This window comes from Micromonospora sp. CA-246542 (genome assembly GCF_050942905.1).
Lineage (GTDB): Bacteria > Actinomycetota > Actinomycetes > Mycobacteriales > Micromonosporaceae > Micromonospora.
Genome location: NZ_CP192040.1, coordinates 4,615,633 through 4,637,814, shown reverse-complemented (window position 1 = coordinate 4,637,814; position 22,182 = coordinate 4,615,633). Strand labels below are relative to the sequence as shown.

General features: G+C 70.9%; 20 protein-coding genes. 13 read left to right on the top strand and 7 right to left on the bottom strand.

All coding sequences use genetic code 11. From position 1 onward, the window contains the following. Positions 1-888: 888 nt before the first annotated feature. Positions 889-1,782 (top strand): sulfite exporter TauE/SafE family protein, encoded by an 894-nt coding sequence (locus tag ACQP0N_RS21570; RefSeq protein WP_433113596.1) that lies wholly within the window; start codon positions 889-891, stop codon positions 1,780-1,782. A gap of 125 nt (positions 1,783-1,907) precedes the next feature. On the opposite strand, the gene ACQP0N_RS21565 is transcribed toward ACQP0N_RS21570, so the two are convergent. From ACQP0N_RS21565 to ACQP0N_RS21540, 6 genes are all read right to left on the bottom strand, one after another. Further along, on the bottom strand, positions 1,908-2,951 hold the full coding sequence (locus ACQP0N_RS21565; protein ID WP_433113594.1) for an NAD(+)/NADH kinase: 1,044 nt from the start codon (positions 2,949-2,951) through the stop codon (positions 1,908-1,910). A gap of 112 nt (positions 2,952-3,063) precedes the next feature. Further along, a complete protein-coding gene (locus ACQP0N_RS21560) occupies positions 3,064-4,455 on the bottom strand; it encodes a nitrate/nitrite transporter (RefSeq protein WP_433113592.1) in 1,392 nt (463 codons plus the stop codon). A 54-nt stretch (positions 4,456-4,509) separates the two neighbouring features. Then, entirely contained in the window at positions 4,510-4,839 is a 330-nt protein-coding gene (locus ACQP0N_RS21555) for a Rieske (2Fe-2S) protein (RefSeq protein ID WP_433113590.1), read from the bottom strand. Further along, positions 4,839-7,346, bottom strand: coding sequence for a nitrite reductase large subunit NirB (gene nirB / locus ACQP0N_RS21550; protein ID WP_433113588.1), 2,508 nt, complete (start codon positions 7,344-7,346; stop codon positions 4,839-4,841). Before nirB ends, ACQP0N_RS21555 begins: the two co-directional genes overlap by 1 nt. Then, the gene (locus ACQP0N_RS21545) at positions 7,346-7,693 is read right to left on the bottom strand and encodes a molybdopterin oxidoreductase (protein ID WP_357134558.1); all 348 of its coding nucleotides are present in this window, start codon (positions 7,691-7,693) and stop codon (positions 7,346-7,348) included. The genes nirB and ACQP0N_RS21545 overlap by 1 nt, the downstream gene beginning before the upstream one ends. Before the next feature lie 16 nt (positions 7,694-7,709). Continuing rightward, positions 7,710-9,887 carry a molybdopterin oxidoreductase family protein gene (locus ACQP0N_RS21540; protein ID WP_433113586.1) on the bottom strand — a complete coding sequence of 726 codons (2,178 nt, stop codon included), beginning with the start codon at positions 9,885-9,887 and terminating at the stop codon, positions 7,710-7,712. 165 nt (positions 9,888-10,052) lie between these two features. On the opposite strand from ACQP0N_RS21540, the gene ACQP0N_RS21535 reads away from it, so the two are divergent. The 12 genes from ACQP0N_RS21535 to ACQP0N_RS21480 all read left to right on the top strand — a co-directional run bounded on the left by ACQP0N_RS21535 (position 10,053) and on the right by ACQP0N_RS21480 (position 20,853). Next, complete coding sequence (locus ACQP0N_RS21535) at positions 10,053-10,625, top strand: RNA polymerase sigma factor (protein WP_433113585.1); 573 nt, start codon at positions 10,053-10,055, stop codon at positions 10,623-10,625. Further along, the gene (locus ACQP0N_RS21530; RefSeq protein ID WP_433113583.1) at positions 10,622-11,764 is read left to right on the top strand and encodes a hypothetical protein; all 1,143 of its coding nucleotides are present in this window, start codon (positions 10,622-10,624) and stop codon (positions 11,762-11,764) included. The genes ACQP0N_RS21535 and ACQP0N_RS21530 overlap by 4 nt, the downstream gene beginning before the upstream one ends. 142 nt (positions 11,765-11,906) lie before the next feature. Further along, positions 11,907-12,323: a hypothetical protein gene (locus ACQP0N_RS21525; protein ID WP_433113581.1), complete on the top strand. Its 417-nt coding sequence runs from the start codon at positions 11,907-11,909 to the stop codon at positions 12,321-12,323. A gap of 310 nt (positions 12,324-12,633) precedes the next feature. Further along, entirely contained in the window at positions 12,634-13,794 is a 1,161-nt protein-coding gene (locus ACQP0N_RS21520) for a S8 family peptidase (protein ID WP_433113579.1), read from the top strand. Positions 13,795-13,798: 4 nt separating this feature from the next. Then, a complete protein-coding gene (locus tag ACQP0N_RS21515; RefSeq protein WP_433113577.1) occupies positions 13,799-14,410 on the top strand; it encodes an RNA polymerase sigma factor in 612 nt (203 codons plus the stop codon). Continuing rightward, the gene (locus ACQP0N_RS21510; RefSeq protein WP_433113575.1) at positions 14,407-14,895 is read left to right on the top strand and encodes a hypothetical protein; all 489 of its coding nucleotides are present in this window, start codon (positions 14,407-14,409) and stop codon (positions 14,893-14,895) included. Before ACQP0N_RS21515 ends, ACQP0N_RS21510 begins: the two co-directional genes overlap by 4 nt. 1 nt (position 14,896) lies before the next feature. Then, entirely contained in the window at positions 14,897-16,993 is a 2,097-nt protein-coding gene (locus ACQP0N_RS21505) for a hypothetical protein (protein WP_433113573.1), read from the top strand. After that, positions 16,960-17,430: a CHAT domain-containing protein gene (locus tag ACQP0N_RS21500; RefSeq protein ID WP_433113571.1), complete on the top strand. Its 471-nt coding sequence runs from the start codon at positions 16,960-16,962 to the stop codon at positions 17,428-17,430. The genes ACQP0N_RS21505 and ACQP0N_RS21500 overlap by 34 nt, the downstream gene beginning before the upstream one ends. A gap of 66 nt (positions 17,431-17,496) precedes the next feature. Further along, positions 17,497-18,453, top strand: a complete 957-nt coding sequence (locus ACQP0N_RS21495) for a hypothetical protein (protein WP_433113569.1) — start codon at positions 17,497-17,499, stop codon at positions 18,451-18,453. A gap of 203 nt (positions 18,454-18,656) precedes the next feature. Then, positions 18,657-18,887, top strand: a complete 231-nt coding sequence (locus ACQP0N_RS21490) for a hypothetical protein (protein WP_433113568.1) — start codon at positions 18,657-18,659, stop codon at positions 18,885-18,887. Between the two features lie 93 nt (positions 18,888-18,980). Then, positions 18,981-20,165, top strand: coding sequence for a radical SAM protein (locus ACQP0N_RS21485; protein ID WP_433113566.1), 1,185 nt, complete (start codon positions 18,981-18,983; stop codon positions 20,163-20,165). A gap of 124 nt (positions 20,166-20,289) precedes the next feature. Next, entirely contained in the window at positions 20,290-20,853 is a 564-nt protein-coding gene (locus ACQP0N_RS21480; RefSeq protein ID WP_433113564.1) for an RICIN domain-containing protein, read from the top strand. A 147-nt stretch (positions 20,854-21,000) separates the two neighbouring features. Here the strand turns inward: ACQP0N_RS21480 and ACQP0N_RS21475 are convergent, their stop codons facing one another. Then, the gene (locus ACQP0N_RS21475) at positions 21,001-22,179 is read right to left on the bottom strand and encodes a GDSL-type esterase/lipase family protein (protein WP_433113562.1); all 1,179 of its coding nucleotides are present in this window, start codon (positions 22,177-22,179) and stop codon (positions 21,001-21,003) included. Positions 22,180-22,182 lie beyond the last annotated feature (3 nt).

Below are 22,182 nucleotides of genomic sequence, written 5' to 3'. Positions count from 1 at the left end.
ACCGGCGCTGATCACGATTACGAGATCGCGCGTGTTCGGTGCAGGGCTCATCGGACTCCCACTTCATTGGGCGCCGGGTCTCGGACGCGACCGAATGAATCAGATGATCAATCGGGGTTGCTGCCCGCAGAGAATTGTCGTCTGTCGATCTCGGGCTCCGATTAAGTTAGGCCACCTTAGTTACGGCTCAGTTAACTTTCCCAAAATAGCCGGCTGGCCTGCGGTTCTTCCGATCGCATCGATGAGACGCGGGACATCTTCCGTCCGTCGGCCATGGCGGCCTGACCTCGGGGGCCGGTCGGTGGGCGCACCCCGGTCACGAAGCGTGGTGTTAACTATCGACGTACTTTGAATTCAGAAATGTTACTAGGCCAGCAAGAAAAGTGACGTCTATCACTATCATCTTGCAGATCCGGCTTATAAAAGCACTCTTATCTGGTCGGTTTGGTGGGGCCGGAACCATTCCTATCTCCTGAGTATGGAATTGGTCCCGGTCGGCCCTCGTTGGATGGGCCGAATGCCTATCGGAGAGGGGGAGAATCGACCGGCAAAATGCCATGTCATCGAGCGGGGCGACCCGCTCGTCGCTCAACCGACCACCGCCGGAGGGGCCCCGGTCGGCTCCACCGGTCGCGCCGGCTCCGCGCCGGACGCGGCGTGCTTCGCGAGCCCTTCATGGCGGTGGCTCCACGCCATCCCTCCGTACGTCCGTTCCTCGACACCCTCGGGGTCGATTGGTCGCCACGCCCGCGTGCCCGGCGGTACCGCCGGATGCCCGTCGGCCATCACCAGACCGCCAGGACCTCACCGACGGGCCAGCCCACCCGCCCGTCCAACCGAGCGGTCCGCATCCCCTTCCACCTGCCCCCAACGAACTGGTGGTCCCTCATGCGCAAGATTCTCCTGCTCGCCCTGGTCGGTCTCGGCGCCCAACTGGTCGACGGCAGTCTCGGCATGGCCTACGGCGTGACCTCGACGACCCTGCTGCTCGCCGTCGGCGTCCATGCCGCCGCCGCCTCCGCCACCGTGCACCTCGCCGAGATCGGCACGACCCTCGCCTCGGGTGCCGCCCACTGGCGATTCGGCAACGTCGACGCGAAGGTCGTCGCGCGGATCGGCATTCCGGGGGCGGTCGGCGCCTTCGCCGGCGCGACCTTCCTGTCCAGCCTCTCCACCGATGCGGCGGCACCGATCATGTCGCTGATCCTGCTCACCCTCGGTAGCTACCTCCTGATCCGCTTCACCACCTTCGGGTTGGCGAAGGGCAACATGGGCAAGCCGCTGCGCAAGCGATTCCTCGGTCCACTGGGCCTGCTCGCCGGCTTCGTCGACGCCACCGGTGGCGGCGGCTGGGGACCCATCGGCACCCCGGCGATCCTGGCCAGCGGCAGGCTCGAACCACGCAAGGTCATCGGATCGATCGACACCAGCGAGTTCCTGGTCGCCGTCGCGGCGAGCCTCGGCTTCCTCGTCGGTATCGGTGCGGAGAACGTCAACGTCGGCTGGGTCGTCGCGCTGCTCATCGGCGGGGTGGTCGCCGCGCCGGTGGCGGCCTGGCTCGTACGCCTGGTCCCGCCCCGGGTGCTCGGCTCCGCGGTCGGCGGCGTGATCGTGCTGACCAACAGCCGGACCCTGCTCCGCAGTGACTGGTTCAACGCCCCGGCCACCCTGCGTTATGGCTGTTACGCGGTCGTCTGCGCGATCTGGGCGGCCGCCGTGACGTACTCGATCCGTGAGCACCGGAGGGAGCAGCAACAAAGCGTCACGGTCAGTAACGGCTGACCGGCCTCGATCCAAGCGACCAGGAACGTCGGCACCTCCCGGCCCGCTGTTCGGGAGGTGCCGACGTCGGGATGAGTCAGCGGATGAACCGGTAACCCGGACACCGGCAGCGCCAGGCGGGGTCTCTAGGTCGGCAGGTGCAGGTGCTTCAGGTCCTCGGGTATCGGCAGGTCCGGTCGGTAGATCAGCATCGGCGGCTGGCTGTCGGTGTCGGCGCGGGCGGCGGGAGCGTCGGCGAGGGAGAACTGGTCTCGGAGTCGACCGAAGAAGTCGTCGACGTCGGCGACGATGAGCTTCGCGCGGCGTCGGGCGGGGTAGACGGCGACCCAGTCACCGGGGTCGAGGATTCCGTGTACGCGTCCGTCGACGACGACGGTGACCTGACCCGAGCGAGGCAGCACCTGCACGCCCACTGGTTCGTCCGGGGCGGTGACCATGCTGCGGTTGAACGCCATGTGCGGGGCGACCGGGGTGAAGACGAGAGCGTTGAGGCGCGGCGACAGGACCGGTCCGCCTGCGGCGAAGGAGTAGGCGGTGGAACCCGTCGGTGAGGCGACCATGACGCCGTCGGCGGAGTAGGTGGCGAAGAGCCGCCCGGACAGGTACACCGCGACGCTGGTCTGCCGGTCCCGGCCGAGTTTCTCGAACACGACGTCGTTGAGGGCGCTCAGGCCCAACGGGACACCCCAGCCCACCTCGTCGGGCGTGCTCGGCCGGGGAAGAGGTGGGACGGCATCGGGACCGCGGCCGTAGCGCAGCAGAGTCCGGAGCTCCGATGGGACCTGCAGCGGTCGCGACGCCCGCAGGGTGAGCAGCATGCGCTCCTGGATGGGTGCGCGTCCGGCCAGGGCGGCGCCGAGCACCCTCGGCAGATCCGTCGCGGCGAACGGGGTGAGGAAGCCGACCCGGCCGGCCTTCACGCCGAGAACGGGTGCGTCGGCCTCGACGGCGACGGCCAATCCGCGCAGGAGAGTTCCGTCGCCGCCGATCGTCACGACGAGCTGAGGTCGCTGCGCCAGGTCGGCCAGCACCTCGGCGGGGCTCTGCTCGTCCTGCCAGACGTTCAGGGTCTGCGAAGCGGCACCGTGCTCGGCGCAGATCCGCGACACCATCTCCGCCGTCTCAGCGGCCTGCGGCCTGGTCGGGTGTACGACGACGCCAACGAGCATTCGAACTCCTCCACGCCATCTCGGCTGTCACCTCATCTGACGGTGAACACTGCGCATCACCCTACGTACCGGGGTCGGCGTCGCCGCGGCGTGATCGCCCAGGTCGTCGTTGTCAGACGCCCTCGAGCCGAGCGGACGACGGGCGCAGGTACACGAACCAGGTGATGACGAAGCAGATCGCGTAGAAGGCGATGAAGGCGATGTAGGCCGCATCCGCGGTCTGGTAGGTCAGGAACGACTGCCGGAAGGCAAGATTGACGAGGACTCCGCCGAACGCGCCGATGGCACCGGCGACGCCGATGAGCGCGCCGGAGAGGCGCCGTGCCTCGTGCTCCGCCGCCCGGTCGTGCGGGTCGCCCGCGCCGGCGGCGGTCGGCTGCACACCACACCTGGCCCGGAAGATCGCCGGGATCATCTTGTACGTCGAGCCGTTGCCGACGCCGCTGAACACGAAGAGTGCGATGAAGCCGACCAGGTACAACGGCAGCGAGCGTTGCTGGGAGGCGAGCAGTACGATCGACGCGCAGACCGCCATCGCCACGAAGTTCACGAAGGTGACCCGGGCCCCGCCGAGCCGGTCGGCCAGGACACCGCCCACGGGACGGATGAGCGAGCCGAGCAGCGGTCCGAGGAACGTCAGGTATGCGGCCTTCACCGGGGTGTCGAAGGTATCGGCGAACTGCACCTGGAGCACCTGCCCGAAAGCGAACCCGAAGCCGATGAACGACCCGAACGTGCCGATGTAGAGCAGCGACATGATCCAGGTGTGCGGTTCGCGGGTGACGTCGCGCATGGCCCGTTTCTCGTTGCGGGCATGGCTGAGGTTGTCCATGAACATCGCGGACCCGAGTGCGGCCAGCACGATCGCCGGAAGGTAGATGCCGGCGACGATGCCGGGCCTACCCGCCCCCAGGACTGCCAGCACGAACAGGCCGACGAGTTGGACCGCGGCGACGCCGAGGTTGCCGCCGCCGGCGTTGATGCCGAGCGCCCAGCCCTTGAGCCGGTCCGGGTAGTAGGCGTTGATGTTCGCCATCGAGGAGGCGAAGTTCCCGCCGCCGACGCCGGCCAGCGCGGCGATGAGCAGCAGCGTCGAGTACGAGACGCCGGGCTGGATCAGGAGGGCGCCGAGCAGGCTCGGGATCAGCAGCAGCGACGCGCTGATGATCGTCCAGTTGCGGCCGCCGAACCGGGCCACGGCAAGGGTGTACGGGATCCGCAGTACCGACCCGACCAGTGCGGGCACGGCGGTGAGCAGGAATTTCCCGGCCGGATCGATGCCGTACTGCGGCCCGAGGAACAGCACCAGTACCGACCACATCGTCCAGATGGAGAAGCCGATGTGTTCGGAGTAGATGGAGAAGATCAGGTTGCGTCGGGCGATGCGGGATCCCCGGCGTTCCCAGAAGACGGGGTCCTCGGGCCGCCAGTCGTCGATCCAGTGGCCGCGAAGGGTCAGGCTGCGCCGGTCCTGCTCGATGCTGCCGGGCAAGGCCGTTGTCATGGTTCCTCCCGGTGAAAGTCGTCGGTCGGCTCGACACCTTGATCGATCTGCTCGTCAGGTGGGCGGCAGGCCCACCACCAGGCGCCCGTCGGCGTCGGCACGGACCGGGTACACGGTGAGCGGGGACTGTCCGGTGGTCGAACAGCCGGTCGCCAGGTCGAAGGTGTTCTGGTGCAGAGGGCAGACGACGACCTTCATGTCCACCAGGCCGTCCGCGAGCGGCCCGCCGGCGTGTGGGCAGACCGCCGAGACCGCGCGGAGGCTGCCGTCACGCAGCCGGAAGACGGCGATCATGTCGGTACCAACGGCGTAGGCGCGCCCCTCCCCGTGGGGGATCTCGTCCACCGGCCCGAGCCGGTGTTCCACGGCGACGAGCCTGGCCATCACGCCCGCCTCGCGGCTGCCGGACCGGCGCCGTTGACCGGCACCTGGGGCAGGACCGTCAGCGGCAGGGAGGTACGGAACTGCCCTGGAGTGACGGGGTCGCTCCGTTCCAGCCACGGGTCGCGGTAGGCGGCCACGGAGGCGTCCATGGTCGCGTCGAGCCGCGCCGCGATGCCGTCGCTGTCGTCGACGACCACGGCCCGGATGTGCTCGATGCCGAGCCGGGGCACCCACGCGTACGTGCGTTCCAACCAGTTCGCGCTCTCCCGGTAGTACTGCAGGAACCGGCCGGTCAGCGTGATGACCTCGGCGGGCGAGTCGACGACGGCGAGCAGGTCTCCCTTGCGTACGTGGGCACCGGCGGCCCCGCCGACGTAGATCTCCCACCGGCCGCCGTCGATGGCGACAACACCGAGATCCTTGACGTACGCCTCGGCGCAGTTGCGGGGGCAGCCGGTGACGGCGAGCTTCATCTTGCCGGGGCCCTCGATGCCCTTGAACCGGTCCTCGATCGCGATGCCGAGAGCGGTGGAGTCGCCGACGCCGAAGCGGCAGAAGTCGGAGCCGACGCAGGTCTTCACCGTCCGGAAGCTCTTGCCGTAGGCGTACCCGGACGGCATGTCGAGGTCCGCCCACACCCCCGGCAGGTCCTCCTTGCGGATGCCGAGCAGGTCGAGGCGCTGACCGCCGGTGATCTTGACCAGTGGTACGGAGTACTTCTCGGCCACCTCGGCGATCCGCTTGAGCTGCGCCGGTGTGGTCACGCCGCCCTTGATCTGGGGGACGACCGAGAAGGTGCCGTCGCGCTGGATGTTGGCGTGCACCCGGTCGTTGATGAAGCGGGCGTCGCGTTCGTCGACGTACTCGTCGCCCCACATCATCTTCAACAGCGAGGCCAGGCCCATCTTGCTCTTCGCGTCCTCCGCGCCGCCGGGCACGAGGGTGGCGAACACCGCGGAGACGGATTTCAGGCCGTGTTCGCGGATCACCGCCATCAGCTCCGCCTTGGGCATCGGCACACCGGGGACGTACCAGCTCGCGGCCGGGTCGTCCTCGACCTTGCCGCCGGCGGCCCACTCGACGATCTGGGCCACCAGACCCTTGCACGACCCGCAGCCCTTGCCGGCACGGGTGGCGTCCATGACACCGGTGAGCGTCTTCACGCCGCCCTGCACGGTGCCGACCAGCGCCCGCTTGGTGACGCCGTTGCAGTTGCACACCTGCACGTCGTCGCCGAGTTCCGCGGCACTCACGTCGGCCGACGGGGCGCCCAGGTCGAACAACATCTCGACCCGCTCCGTCGGCAGGGGGAGCCCACGGTCGAAGGCCTGCACGAGGAACGCGACCTTCCGCACGTCGCCGAGGAGCGTCGCGCCGACCAGCCGGTCGTCGCGGATGATGATGCTCTTGTAGACGCCCTTGCGCGGCTCGGCGAAGACGACCGTCTCGTCGTCGTCCCGCTCCGCCTCCCTCAGGCCCATCGACGCGACGTCCACGCCCGCCACCTTGAGCTTCGTGGCCAGTCGAGAGCCGTGGTACGCCGCGTGCGGGTTCGTTCCGGTGATGTGGTCGGCGAGCACCCGAGCCTGCTCCCACAGCGGAGCCACCAGGCCGTACGTCTCGCCGCGGTGCTGGGCGCACTCGCCGACCGAGTAGATGTCGGCCTCGTCCTGCACGCGCATCTGGTCGTCCACCACGATGCCCCGCTCCACCGGCAGCCCGCTGGTCGCGGCCATCTCGGCGTTCGCCCGGATGCCGGCGGCCACGACGACGACGTCGCAGGCGATGGTGCGGCCATCCTTGAGTTTGACCCCGGTCACGGCGTGCTTGCCGAGCACCTCGGTGGTGTGCGCGCCGAGGACGACCTCGATGCCGAGGCGCTCGATGCTGCGCCGCAGGATCGCGCCGGCCTGAGCGTCCAACTGGGCGTTCATCAGATGGCCGCCGGCATGCACCAGGGTCACGTGGGGCAGGTGGTTCTGCAGGCCGCGCGCGGCCTCCAGACCGAGCAGGCCACCGCCGATCACCACCGCGCGCTCGTGCTCGCGGGCGTACCGGATCATGTTGCGGGTGTCGTCGATGGTGCGAAACGCGAACACGCCCTGGTGGTAGCCGCGCCCAGGGCGGTGGATGCCGGTAATCGGCGGGACGAACGCCCGGCTGCCGGTGGCGATGATCAGCTTGTCGTACGGCGTCTCGGTGCCGTCGTCCGCGTAGATCCGTCGGGCGAAGCGGTCGATGCGGGTGACCCGGGTGCCGGCGTGCAGGGTGATGCCGTTCTCGGCGTACCAGGAAAAGTCGTTGAGGAAGATGCCCGCCTCGTCGTCGGCCCCGGCGAGCACGTTGGAGAGCATGATGCGGTTGTAGTTGCCGTACGGCTCCTCGCCGAACATCGTGATGGCGAACTGGTCGCCCCCGCCGCGTTCGAGGATCTCCTCGACCGTGCGGGCGCCGGCCATCCCGTTGCCCACCACGACGAGGCGTCGGCGCTGGTCGACGACGTCCATCAGACCTCGACCAGACCCAGGTCGACGATCACGGTGCCGGACACCCCGGCGGGCGCCGCCACGTGCACCTCGATACTGGTGCCGGAATCGAGGTCCTCGACCACCCGCAGGGGCACGTGGACGTCGGACTTGGCGCCGATCGGGAAGTACCGCATCGGCTGGCCGTCGCGCATGAGCAGGACACAGATCAGCTCGGCGCTGGCATTGCCGCCGCGGAAGTAGACCGGCTGGGCCACGACGCCGCCCGGCACCACGTAGCTGAGCGTGCCGTCGACGAGGCCGGGCCGGTCGAGACCCTTGCCCTCGAAGCTGTAGACGCCTTGCAGGAAACGGGGAGTGGTGTGCACAGCGATGCTCCCTTGATCATTGAGACGCTGGGTTGGGCGCTCGGGTGGTCAGCAGGTCGGTGTCGTCCGGGCCGCCTGCGCGCGCGATCGACACCGCGCAGGCCTTGAAGGCCGGCATCCGCGAATGGCGGTCCAGCGCCGGGTTGGTCAGCGCGTTCACGGCGGAGCTGCCGCCCCAGTGGAACGGTGCGAAGATGGTGTCGCGGCGGATGCCGTCGGTGAGGCGCGCCCGGAAGAAGGCCCGCCCGCGTCGGCTGCGCAGTTCCACCACGTCGTTGTCGGCGATGCCGTGCCGGCGGGCGAGGTCCGGGTGCAGCTCCGCCCGGGCGTCGGGCAGCGCCATGGTCAGGGCACCGACCCGGCGGGTCTGGTTGCCGCTCTGGTACTGCTGCATGTTGCGGCCGGTGGTCAGCACGTACGGGTAGTCGGCGTCGGGCAGTTCCGCCGGATCGCGGTGCTCCACCCGGAAGAACCTCGCCCGCCCGTCGGCGGTCGGAAACCGGTCGGTGAACAGCCGCGGCGTACCCGGGTGGTCCTCGCTCGGGCATGGCCAGAAGACCCCCTGCTCAGCCTCGATGCGTTCGTAGGTGATCCCGGCGTAGTCGGCTGTCCCGCCGGCGCTGGCTCGGCGCAACTCGTCGAAGACGCGGCGCGGATCGTCGTCGAAGTAGCGCCCGCGGCCTAGCCGGCCGGCGAGGTCGGCGAGCATTCGCAGGTCGGTGCGGACCTGCGGCGGCGGTGACATGACCCGCTTGCGGCGGATGACGCGCCCCTCCAGATTCGTCATCGTGCCGTCCTCCTCCGCCCACTGAGCCGTGGGCAGCACCACGTCGGCCATGGCCGCGGTCTCGGAGAGGAAGATGTCGGAGACGACGAGCAGGTCCAGCGCCCGCAGCCGGTCCATCACCCGGTTGGCGTGCGGCGCCGACACGGCGATGTTGCTGGCGAGCACGAGCAGCACGCGTACTCCGTCGTCGGTCCCGAGCCGGTCGAGCATCTCCCAGGCCGACCGGCCCGGCCGGGGCAGCTCGTCCGGGTCGATGCCCCAGACGGCCGCGACGTGTGCGCGCGCCGCCGGGTCGTCCAGGCGCCGGTAGCCGGGCAGTTGGTCGGCCTTCTGCCCATGCTCGCGCCCGCCCTGCCCATTGCCCTGCCCGGTGATCGTGCCGTAGCCGGAGAAGGGCCGTCCGGGCAGTCCCAGGGCGAGGGCCAGATTGAGGTACGCCTGCGCCGTGTCGGTGCCGTTGCTGTGCTGCTCGGCGCCGCGAGCGGTGAGCACCATCGCCGAGGTGGCCGCCGCCAGCAGCCGTACCGTCTCCCGCAGGTCCCGTTCCGGTACGCCGGTCATCCGCTCCACCCGGTCCGGCCAGTACGCCGCGACGGTGGCCCGGACCGCGTCGAAGCCGCTCGTGCGGTCGCGCACGTACGTCTCGTCGACCAGGCCCTCGCGAATCGCGACGTGCAGCAGCCCGTTCGCCAGTGCGAGGTCCGTGCCCGGCAGTGGTTGCAGGTGGAGATGAGCGCCGCCCGCGGTGGTCGTGCGGCGGGGGTCGACGACGATGTGCCGTGCGCCGGCGGCCCGTCCGGCGTCGAAGTACTGCATCGACGGCGGCAGCGCGTCGGCCGGGTTGGCGCCGACCAGCAGCACAGCCTGCGCCTGGGCGATGTCGGCCAGGGGGAACGGAAGGCCCCGGTCGATCCCGAGCGAGCGGTTCGAAGCGGTCGCCGCGGACGACATGCAGAACCGGCCGTTGTAGTCGATCGACGCCGACCGCAGCGCCACCCGGACGAACTTGCCCAGCGCGTACGCCTTCTCGTTGGTCAGCCCGCCGCCACCGAAGGCACCGACGCTGTCGGGGCCGTACCGGTGTTGGCTGGTACGGATGGCGTCGACGACACGGTCGAGGGCCTCGTCCCAGTCTGCCGGTCGCAAGGGGCTGGTGCGATCGCCGGGATCCTTACGGACGAGAGGGCTCAGCAGCCGGTCACCGTGGTCGAGAAGCTCGGCGGCCGTCCATCCCTTGGCGCACAGCCCGCCCCTGTTGACCGGAAAATCGGTGGGCGCGAGCAGAGGCGGTCCGTCGCCGATCGTCAGGGACACCCCGCACTGCATGGCGCAGTAGGGGCAGTGCGTATCGATCATGGACGATGCGCTCACCCGTCCGATGCTTGCCCGGCACTGTTTCCGATCCATACCGGGGCCGTAACGCTCAGCGACCCTCGGGGTGGCCCGCCGTCCGCCACCTGATCCGCGCCGACAACCACGAGACGGCCGCTTGCTCTCGGATCTCGGCGCCTGAACACTTTCCGGCCGGATCGGCAATGTCAGGGTGGAGCGCGGACTGTGCCGAGGAGGGCCATGGCTTCGGATGCGGATTTGATAGGCCGGTCGCTGGATGGCGATGTCGACGCCTTCGTCGAGGTGGTCGAGCGCCATGAGGCCGCCGTCGGTTCGTACCTCGTTCGCCGGGCGGGGCGGGATGCGGCTGAGGACCTCCTGGGCGAGGTGTGGGTTGCGGCGTTCGAGTCGCGGCGGTCGTACGACCGGTCGTACAACGATGCGCGGCCGTGGCTGTACGGGGTCGCGTTGAATCGCTTGCGGCGCTACTGGCGGTCCCTGCCGGCCGAGGACCTGGTCGCGGACGTGCCGGATGTGGCTACTGGCTGGGATCCGTGGTCGGCCGTGGACCTCGGGGTGGACGCCCGGGCGGTGCTCCGGTCCGCACTGACGCGGCTCAAACCCGAAGAGCGGGAGGTCCTGAGGCTCGTCGCCTGGGAGGACCTGACGGCAGCCGACGCCGCCCGGGCACTCGGCATACCGGCCGGCACCGCGCGGCGGCTGCTGAGCCAGGCCAGGACGGCGCTGCGCGACGCGCCGGGGGTGTCCGCGCTTCTGAAGGACCGCAACAGCGCGAAGGAGAGACACCGATGACCGACGAGCTCGATCTGGTCGGTGCGTTGGGCAGCGCGGAACCACTACGCCCGGAGGCGTATCAGCGGGCGCGGGCGGTGCTGCGGGCGGCGATGGCCGACCCCGGAGCCGTGCGGCTGGGCGCGATATCAGCGGACGACACGACTGTGGAGGCAGCTACAACCATGGAATCGACGACAACCACGCGGGACCACGCATCCAGCCCGGCGCTCCAACGCCGCCGACGGATCGGTATCGCGGCCCGCCTGGGTATCGGCGCCGGGGTAGGGGTTGCCGCCGCGGCGGCCGTCGTCGCTGTGGTGCTGAGCTCGTCGGCGACCGGGGGCACGGAGGCCAGCCAGGATCCGTCGGCCGCCACCTCGGGCTCGACCAGCGTCGACGGGTCCGCTGAGCGCGCGCCGCTGATGACCCTGGCCGGTTCCATCAAGACGGTCACCCCGTCGGCCGGCGACGCGTGGCTGGTGAAGGCGACGCAGGTCCACGGCACCAAGACCATGCAGGTCGTCTACACGCTGTACACCGACGGTCACGAGATCTATACGGGCAACAGCATGAAGGACATCAAGCGTGCGATCGCCCGCAACCAGGACCAGATGACGGACGGCGGCTACGCACCGCTGCTCAAGGCGGCCGTCGCCGCGGCGGACAGCAGCCCGACCGACGGCCGGACCCAGATGCTCAAGGCAGCCGAGGATCCGCTGGTGGGCCTCGACCCCGCGGCGCAGAAGGCGGTGTGGGACAAGCAGCAGGCGGACGCCCAGGTGATCATCAAGCAGAAGGGCGGCCACGCCAAGCCGAAGCCGTACAGCCCTCAGGCCGTTCAGCGGCACTTCGACAACGCCCTGTGGACGTACAGCACCCAGGCGCTGTCCGCTGGCGACGGCAACACCCAGGTCCGGGCCGGTGTGCTGCGTCTGCTGTCCACCATCCCCGCGGTCAGCGTCGAGAACTCGACCACCCAGGGCAGGGCCACGTTGACGATCACCGCCGGCCCCGAGGTGTTCGGCGGCGAGGGCAGCGAGGTGCTGATCGTCGACGCCACGACCGGCATGCTGGTCAAGGACGTATCCACCGTGCCGGGCCTACCCCGGGCCTCCACGACGTACGAATCCTCCCGCGTGACGAAGGCCCGCCTGTAGGCCGGGAACCTAAACCCACCAGCATTGCGGCAGACGGGCGTGACGCGCCCGGCGTTCGGTCGACGGTGCGGGCCGCCTCCAGGCGGCCCGCACCGTCGTTCTGTCGTTCGCACGGCCCGCGCCGGACTGCGATGATCGGCGCGTGACCCACATCCCGGATCTGGTGCCCTACGACTACTACCCGGGCGCCCCGGACGCCATTGCCGTTGGTTGGCTGGATTCGAGCATGCCCTTCACTGAAGGCGCGTGCCCGCGAGACGTTCGAGATCGCTTGGCGCGGCTCGGCGCTGAACCGGTACGGCTCATGCGGGGGTACCACTACTGCCAGTTCTGCCCGGCAGCTGCCGAGCCGCCGCGCGTGGTTCGGGCGGACATCCGCCTCTATGAAGCTCCCGATGTTGCGCGCGGGAACGGCGAGATCTGGCTCACCGGAGTGGACGGGACGACCTTCGCCGCACCGGCCCTGATCGGCCACTATGTCGAAGAGCATCGCTACCTGCCACCTGGTGGCTTCATCGAGGCGGTTCGGACCGGGGTCCCCACCCCTGGCGTCGCCTAGCGGGGATCGGGTCCTGCCGCATTCGGTTGGCAGGTGGGGGGACACCTCAGGGTCGGATTTCAGCCCGGCGGGTGCATCCCGCGCCGACGCCGCAGGCGCCGGCCCATCCGTGGTAAGGGGAGCGGGTTGATCCCCGAGATACACGTCGGATGGCTATCGTCGACGCGCCGGCCGGGCCATTGGCTGCGGCAGCGGAACGTGCTCAACTGGGGCTGGTGACCACCGACCCGCGTCGCGCGGGGCGGCCCTGATCGAGTCGGCTGTAGTACCGGGAGGACAGGTGTCGCGCCCCCCTTACCGTCCTGACGTCGTGCTCGTCCCCGCGTGGGTGGTGGAGCGTCCGGAGACGGTCGAGCGACTCAACGGGCTGCTGGCCGAAGCCGGTCTCGGCCGGCCGCTGTCCCCGCCGGCTGCCCCCACGCCGCCCGCCGTCGAACTGGTCGAACTGCCCGTCCAGGGTGACCCGGTGGCCGTGGCCCGGGCCAGCCGCCGACTGGCCGGCCGATCCGACGCCGACGTGCCGGAGTGTCTGCCCGACTACGAGTGCACGGCCGCCACCGTGGAGGACGACGCCCGGGTGGAGGTGAATCTCTACCCGTACTTCCGGGCCAGCGGCTGCAAGAGCGGGCATGGGACCGTCGCCTGGCTGGCGGCGCCCGACCACGTGATGCTGCCGAAGCCCCTCCGGCGCCCGGCCAGCCAGTTTCCGGCCGGGCGACCCGTGGTGGCGCTGCTCGACACCGGGGTACGCGAGCACGACTGGCTGGTGGAGGCCAGCGGCGAGCCGTACTGGGAGGAGGCGCAGGGATGGACGCCGCCGCGCGCCATCCCGGCGTTTGCCGGGCAGGAGAGCCGCGGCGAGGAAACAGAGCAGCCGGACTTCGGTAGTCATTGGGGGCACGGGACCTTCCTCGCCGGACTGATCCGCCTTGAGGCGCCCGACGCGCGGATCCTCTCGTTGCGGGTGATGAGCGACGCGGGTCGGGTCAGCGACCTGAACGCGGCGCACGCGATGAACTGGCTGGCGGACCGGGTCGACGACGGTCAGCGGGTCGACGTCGTGCTGACCGCGTTCGGCCGTCCGGCTGCCGGTGAGGACGAAGAGATGAAGCCGGTCCGCCAGGCGCTCGGACGGTTGGCGGACCGGGGCGTTCCGGTCGTCGCCTCGGCCGGCAACGACGGTACGGACAGCCCGGTCTATCCGGCTGCCTTCGCGGTCGACCCGACTCTGACGGTGATCAGCGTCGGGGCCCACGCCTCGCCGACCACCCGGGCGCCGTACAGCAACCACGGGGTGTGGGTGCGCCAGTGGCGCGAGGGCACCAACACGGTGAGCCTCATGCCCCTGTCCACGGCACCGGTCACCGCGCTGGGCGCGTACGCCTACTGGAGCGGTACGTCGTTCGCGGCGGCCCGGTACGCGGGTCAGCTCGCCCAGAGGCTGGCACCGGCACCCGTGGCGCTGGACTGACGCCATGTCCAACGTGTCGGAGACCCCGGTGGAGCACGCGGGCGCATCGCCCGACCGGGCGGCACGCCTCGGCGAGCGCCTCGACCGCGCCAGGGCGGGCGACCGGAACGCCCTCGACGAGGTGGTCCGGGAACTCAACCCGCTGCTGTGGCACGTCGCCCGGGCACAGGGCCTCGACGCCGAGGAGGCCGCCGACGTCGTGCAGACGACCTGGCTCGAGTTGGTACGCGGACTGCACACCATACGGTCTTCGAACGCGCTCACCGCGTGGCTGGTGACCACCACCCGCCGGGAGTCCTGGCGGGTACGTGGGCTCGCCCAGCGGCAGACGCCGCACGACGCGGCGAGGCTGGAGTCGTCGCCCGACCCGGATCCCGGCCCGGCGGACCTGTTGCTGTCCGAGGAACGTGACCGGGCGCTGTGGCGGCACGTCGCGCGGCTGCCGCAGCGGTGCCGGGCGCTGCTGCGGATCGTCGCGCACGTTGATCGCCCGGACTACACGGCGGTAGCCGAGGCGTTGGGTATGCCGCGCGGCAGCATCGGGCCGACCCGCGGCCGGTGCCTGGCGAAGCTGCGGGAGATGCTGGCCGCCGACTCGACGTGGAGCCCGACATGACCGCCCCGGACCCCGCCGGCCAGCCGCTCGACGACCTGGACCAGGCGATTCTGGACCAGCTCGCCGCGGTGCTCACCCGGCTCGACCCGCCGCCGCCCGACCTCGACGACCGGGTACGCCTCGTGCTGGCCCTCGACGACGTCGACCGGGAGGTTGCTCGGCTGCGCGAGGAGCAGCTGGTCGGCGCGGTGCGGGGCACGGAACGGACCCGCACCCTGACGTTCGACGCGCAGAGCCGAACCGTGATGATCACGATCGTGGACCGGTCCGACGGCATGGTCCGGATCGACGGTTGGCTCGCGCCGGGCGCCGCCGTACGGGTCGAGCTGCGGTACCCCGCGCCCGACCCGCCTCGAACGGTGGAGTCCGACGCGTCGGGCCGGTTTGTGCTGGACGGCGTGCCGCACGGTCTGGCGCAGGTGGTGGTGCACCCGGCGCGGGGTGAGCACGCGCCACAGGTGGTCACGCCGGCCCTCACCCTGTGACATGCGCCCGGCCACACTCGCTCGGCGGGCCACCCGCTGGCACGCGGCGGGCCTGGCGTCGAGCGACGCCGGTCAGCCGGGGCGGGCTGCCCGCGAACTGCGGGCGGGCCTGCGGCTGGCCAAGCGCCACCCGGCCCTGCGCGACATCCACGTCCGTCTGCTGATCAGCCTCGCCTGGGCCGAGTCCGAGCGAGGTCGGGTGGAGCTGGGCTTCCGGCTGCTGGACGAGGCCGAGGCACTCGTGGCTGCGCCGCAGCGGCCGATCCTGCTCGGCCAGCGGGCCCTGCTCCTCAAGCGCAGCGGCCGTAACGCGGAGGCGCTGCGCCAGTACGACGAGTCCATCGACCTGTTGAGCGACCTCACCTACCCACTTGATCTGGTCAAGGCGCTCAACAATCGCGGCCTCGTGCACGTGGAGGCGGGCAACGTCCGGCTCGCCCGCGCCGACCTGCGGCGTTGCGCGGAGATCGCGGCCCGGTACGGGCTCGGTCTGCACGTGGCCATGGCGCGGACGAACCTGGGTTGTCTGGACGTGATCGCCGGTGACCTGCCCGCCGCGCTGCGGGCCTTTGCCCAGTCCGACGCCGACTACCGGGTGCTCGCGCCGGGCCGGCTCGCCAACCTGGCCGTGGAACGGGCCCGCGCGCTGGTCGCGGCCGGGCTGTACCGCGAGGCCGAACGGCAACTCGCCAGCGCGGTGGAGCGGGCGGCGCAGCAGCAGCTCGGACACACGTACGCCGATGCCCTTCAGGTTCGTGCGGAGGCGGCCCTGCTTGCCGGCGAACCGGTCGCTGCCGCGCGCTGGGCCCGACGTGCCCGTGTCGCGTTCCTCGGCCGTACGAACGTCCGCCGGGCGGCCCTGGCTGCCCTGTTCGAGCTCCGCGCCGACCAGGCGGTCGGCGAGGTCGACCAGGCGACGGTGGCCCGGCGCGCCGGGGTGCTGGCCGGCCGGTTGGCCCGGCTCGGGCTGCCCGAGGATGCCCGGGTCGCCGTTCTGGTCAAGGCCCGGGCGCTGGTGGCCGCGGGTCGACCTCGCCGGGCGGCGGAGCTGATCGGGCGACAGTCCGGACCGCGGCGGACCGATCGGCTCGACACGCGCCTGCTCTGGCACATGGCCCGTGCGGAGGTGGCGGCCTCGGTCGGCCGGTCGGCCGAGGCGCGGCGGAGTCTGCTGGCCGGAATGGCTGCTCTGCACCGGCACCGCGCCCGGTTCGGCTGCGCCGACCTGCAGACCGGGGCCGCGGTGCACGGCCGCGACCTGGCCCGGGCGGGGCTCGCCGCAGCGTTGGCGGAGGGCTCCGCCGCCGCCGTCTACCGGTGGTCCGAGCGGGCCCGGGCCCAGGCGCTGCTGCTGCCGCCGGTGCGGCCGCCCGACGACCCGGTCGCCGCCGAGGCGCTGGAAGAGCTGCGCCAGCTACAGCACCGCGTCCGGCAGGCGGAACTGGCGGGGCGTCCGACCCTGGCCTTCCACAGTCGGTTGGAGGCGCTCCAGCGGATGATCCGGGAGCGCGCCTGGGCGACGCCGGGCCCCCGGGACGCGACGCCGACGACGCCGGCGCCGCTGAGCGCCGTGACGGCGGAGCTGGCCGGCGCGGCGCTCGTCGTCTACGTGGCCGCCGGGGACATCCTGCGCGCGCTGGTGGTCACTGACCGGGCGACCTCCGTGGTGGTGCTTGGCGACCGCCGCACGGCCGAGGAGGCGGTACGACGACTACGCGCCGACCTGGACGCGCAGGCGGGCCGCTCCATGCCCGCCCGGCTGGCGGCGGTGGTCCGCGCCTCGACGCGGCAGGACGCCGACCACGTGGAGTCGATGGTGCTCGACCCGGTGCTTCCGCTGGTCGGCGACCGGGACCTGGTGCTGGTCCCGACCGGGCTGTTGCTGACCACTCCGTGGCATGCCCTGCCAGCGTGCGTGTCCCGGCCGGTCACGGTGGCGCCGTCGGTCGGGGTCTGGCTGGCCGCCCGGCGCCGCCTGAAGGACGGCGGACCCACGGCCGGGTCGGCGGCGGTGACGGTGGTGGCGGGACCGGGAATCCCCGGGGTCAGGCGGAGGCCCGGGCCGTGGCGTCGCTGCACCCAGGCGCCGTCGTACTGACCGGGGCGGAGGCGACCCCGGCGGCGACACTCGCGGCGATGGCCGGCGGCGGCCTCGCCCACGTGGCGGCGCATGGGCAGCACCAGACCGAGAACCCGCTGTTCTCCACGCTGGAGCTGGCCGGCGGCCCGTTGCTGGGATATGACGTGCAGGAACTGCGGACCGCGCCGCGTACCGTGGTCCTGTCCTGCTGCGACCTGGGCCTGACCGACGTGCGGCACGGCGACGAGGCGCTCGGCATGCCGACCGCCCTGCTCGCCGCGGGCACCGCCACGGTCGTCGCGAGCGTCAGCCGGGTCGCCGACGAGGCGGCCATGGAGATCATGGCGGCCTATCATCGGGCGGTCGTCGCGGGCCGACTGCCGGCGGCAGCACTGGCTGAGGCCGTACGCGGCGGCAATCAGCCCTCGAGCTTCGTCTGTTTCGGTGCCGGCTGAACCAACCTCGCCAGAGTCGCACCGACGGCAGGTATCCAGGATGCCGTCCCGCCCCCCAATCCAGGCATGACTGACCACACTGGAAAGAAGCTCCGACGCCGGGCGCGTCTCGTCGCCGGCCTCACCGTGCTCGCTCTGGCGGCCGGTCTCCTGACGGCATGCCGCACGAACGGCGGCGCGGCGAGCAGCGGTGCCGAGAACCGCCCGGGTACGGCCGACGGCCTCGCGAAGATCGCCGGAGGCGGCGGCTGCCCGCCGGCTGGCACCCGCAGCGGCGGACTGCTTCCGAAGTTGGACGAGGGAAGCTACGCCTCGGTCGAAAACCCCTGCCTGCCGTACGTCGACCTGGTCAGCGAGGTGACCCAACGGATCGTGCCGGGGCAGCGGCCCCGGGTCGACCAGTTCCTCGACAACCTCGGCCGCTTCGCCGACCGGCTCGGGCAGGTCAACGACGCCGTCCAATGCGCCTACCAGACCGACCGGCTGGCGGTGCGGATCTATCAGAGCCGGCGCGACTCGTGGGCGGTCGGCGTGGTGGCGGTCGTCCGTGGCCGCCTCGGCGCGGTCGCCGACACCGCCGCCTGTTTCCTGATCAATCAGATTCCGCTCCTGAGTCTGGCCACCCAGGGCATCGGACCGGATCAGGACAGCCCCGCGTACTGCTTCGACACCAGCCACCAGCGACGTGCCAGCGAGGACTACACCATCATGTGGATCGGCTCGTCGGCGCTCACCTGCCGCGGACTCCAGGACGGCCTGGTTCCCGGCGAGGGGCGGCTCGTCGCGGTGAAGGCCCGCCCCGACGCGTCGCTGCGCGCCGGCCCGTCCACGGGTGACCGGGTGCTGCGCAAGGTGCCCGACGGCACGCTGGGCCGGGTCACCTGCTACCGCACCGGGGCAGCCGTCAAGGGCGACGACGCGTGGGCCCGGACGACCGTCCTCGGCGACACCGGCTGGATAGCGGCGGCCTACCTGGACAGCGCTCAGCCGGTCCGGGCTACCGGGTTGTGCCCGGACAACTGAGGCGGCCCGGTGCGCGGTCCCACGGGGGCCGGCGGGGACGCCTGCGCCGCAGGTCCGCAGACCTCCATCGCGGACACCGTCGCTGACCGGCGGCACTCGGTCGGGAGAGAGTCCGACGGATCGGTATCTGCTACCGGCCCTGCCGCCCCGTATTCACCAAGACCGGCGGGAAGCCGTTCCGGCCGGAGAAGGGAGCAGGCCAGATGTGCGGTATTCAGATCGGTGCCGAGGAGCTGGAGAGCATTCTCGTCAACCGAGGGCCGGACGTCTCCGTTGAGGAGGCCGCCGCCTGCGGCGTCCAGATCGGGGCGCCGGAGGTGAGCCGGGTTCTCGCCAACCGCAGCGCCGCGCAGATCGCGGACGCCGCCTGCGGGATCCAGATCGGCGCGCCGGAGAACGCCACGTTGCAGCGCGACGCCGGCCCGAACGCCTAGCCGCGGGCAGCACCGCGGGGCCTGTTGGCGGCTGTGAACGGCCGACAGGCCCCGCCGACCCGACGATCCGGACCAACGCTGGAAGGAAGAGCCATGATCGGTACCCGCCTGGATGACATCGACGCGCCGCGCCTGATCCGCAGCGAACACGGCTGGTGGTTCATCGGCAACCAGACCTGGACCCTGCTGCGCCCCGACTGTGTGGGGCCGGACGGCACCGTGGACGATGCCACCACGGGCTTTCTCCGCCGCACGGGGGCGTTCGAGCCGCGCGTGCCGGTCTCGTTCTCGCTGACCGTGCTCACCACGACCACCTGCAACCTCGGCTGCGCCTACTGCTTCCAGAACACCGGGGTGGACGACACGGGCGGCGCACGACCGCCGCGGATCCGGCGGGCCTGGCTGGACACTGACACCGTCGATCGCATCATCACCTTCGCCCGGGACCGAATGCGTCAGTGCGAGCTGGATCGTCTGTACCTGCTGCTGTTCGGGGGTGAGCCGCTGCTCAACCCCCGGGGCTGTCTCACCCTGCTGGACCGAGCACGCGTGATCGGGCTCGACCGGTGCGCGATGACCACGAACGGCGTTCTGCTGACCCCGAGGTTGGCCCGTGACCTGTACGCGGCGGGTCTCGGCGGCGTGCAGGTGACGTTCGACGGCAGCCGGGCGGATCATGATCAGATCCGGGTCAAGCGGTCCGGCGCGCCCACCTTCGACACCATCGTTCGCAACGTCGCGCGTGCGACAGAGGTCACCGGCCTGAACTGGAATCTGCGGGTGAACGTGTCGCACCACAATTTCGACCGGATCGCCGACCTCGTCGGGGAACTGGCCGCCGGCCTGACCCCCGGCCGGTGCACGGTGACGTTCGCCTGGGTGGGCGACGCGGGCTTCGGATACCACAACACCATGCGGCACATCGACACCGTGAGCGACGCGTTCGCGAGTTGGAGTATCGCCGCCTTGGAGGCGGGGTTCCGGGTGGTCCGACCCAGCATGAGAACCACCTGCCACATCTGCTCGGCGCCCGGAGGTCGGTACGGCGCCGTGGTCAACGCCGACGGTCGACTCTTCAGCTGCTGGCAGTCGGCCGGAAAGCCCGGCTTCGAGGTGGGCAGCATCGACGAGGGGTACCTGGACGTGGCCAGCGTCCCGGAACGCTGGGTGCGCTGCGGTTACGAGTACGAGCAACCGGAGCCGGCGGTGGCCGACACCTTCCAGGACCGGGTCGACGGCCGGTTGCTGGACTACCTCTACAGCAGTGGGCGCCTGTAACCCTGCCGATCGGCACTCCGGCCACCCCTGAGGCCGGTCCTCGCCCGCGCCGTAGCGGACGTATCTGATGCCAACCGGCCACCCCTTCATCGATGTCGTCCCACTCCAACCGAGAGGAATGCTCATGAACATCCTCAGCCGGACGTCCACGGTGCTCGCGGTGTGCGTCGGACTCGTAGCCGCCAACCTGGCGGCCGTCTCACCTGCGAGCGCCGCCGCCGAATACTCATTCAGATCCCAGAGCTCCGCTACCAGCGAGTACCCCTTCGGCAGCCTGTGCATCGACGTGTCGTACGCCAGTACTGCCAACGGCACGGCGATCAAGCAGTGGCCCTGCTACGACGGCCCGGCCCAGAAATGGACGATGGTCTACGAGGGAAGGTGGAACGGCGTCGTCTACTACCAGCTTGTCAGCTCGCTCTGGTCGGCAGAGGGCCCCAAGTGTCTCGACGTGCCCTGGGGCAACCCGGCAGCGGGCCAGACGCTACAACTGTGGGACTGCCTGGGCGTCGCGCGGCAGCTCTGGTCCGTTACGCAGGTCCCCGGAGTGAACGGGTACGCGCTACGGAACCTCCAGACCGGGCAGTGCGTCGATGTCCCCTGGGGCGACCCCGTCGCAGGCAACGCCGTGTGGCAGTGGCCCTGTAACAACACCACCGCCCAGCAGTGGGTCTTGCGCGCCTGGTAGACGGGTCGCTGCCTGACCAACCGGTGGGGCGATCAGGCGGTAGGCGGGTCGGGCCGCGACGGACGGGACCCGCGAGCCACCGGACACCGCAGGCGCTGCGCCGGGAAGCACCGGCTCGTCCGGCGCTGCCCGGCGCGCGGCAGGTGGTCAGCCGGTCCTGGTGGCGAAGGGGCCTCCGTCGCCGAACGCCAGCCGCGCGAAGTTCTCGGCGATACGGCGATGTCCGGCAGGGTCGGGGTGCACCCCGTCGGGAAGTGGGAGTTCGGCGTAGTCCGCCTCGCCGTAGAGGTCACGTCCGTCTAGGTAGTGCAGGTTCGGGTCATCGGCCGAGCGCTGTTCGACGATCCGGGCGAGTTCGGCACGGATGACGTTGAGGGTCAGCCGCCCAGCGCTGCGCTCGGCCGGATCGCCGGTGGCCTTGAAGCGCAGGGTCCCGCCCCCGAAGTCCGGCACCAGGGGACCGGGCGTGTCCTCCTGAACGGGGCACAGGAGGGCGGACACGACCAGCAGTGGCGTGGTCGGGTGCCCTTCGCGGACCGTGTCGAGGAAGCCGTGGACCGCAGGGGTGAAGGCGCGTAGACGCATCACGTCGCTGTTGACGATGTTGATGCCGATCTTGATGCTGATCAGGTCCGCAGGAATGTCCCGCATGGTGCGGGCGGTGAACGGGTCGAGCAGCGCGCTCCCGCCGAATCCCAGGTTGACCAACTCCACGCCGCCCTCGGCCGCGGCCAGGGCTGGCCAGATGGCGGTCGGATGAGTGGCGTTCGAGCCGTGGCTGATGGAACTGCCGTGGTGCAGCCACGTCCTGCTTCCGGTGGGCGGGGTCCGCTCAACGGGCGCGTCGGTGCGCAGCGCGATCAACTCGGTGATCTCCGTGTGTGGAAGCCAGATCTCGATGTCCTTCGCACCCTCCGGCAGACCCGCGAAGCGGGCGGTGCCGGACGGCCCTTCGGCCAGCACGGAGGTCTGGGTGAACATGTCGGTGACCGTCCGGACGTTGCCTTCGGGCACCGAGGCCTGCGCGGCCAGGCGCCCGTTGATCAGCAGGTCGTAGACGCCGTCCGGCGGGGCCGGGAAGCCCTGGTAGACCCGCTTGGTGGGCAGCGTGTCCAGTTCGATGGTGGTGGCCCGGGTACGGAAGGCCAGCCGCACGCCGGACGGCTGGGCCTCGGCCATGGCCAGTTGGTCGTCGGGGATCTGCTGGCGGGCCCGGGCGGTCAGTCGGTGCGGCAGTAGACCGCGCGCGGTCGCCTCCAGATCGACAGACCCGCGCACCAGGCCCGCGGTGACCGGGGTGGTGATCCACTGGTGTTCGGTGGGCATTGC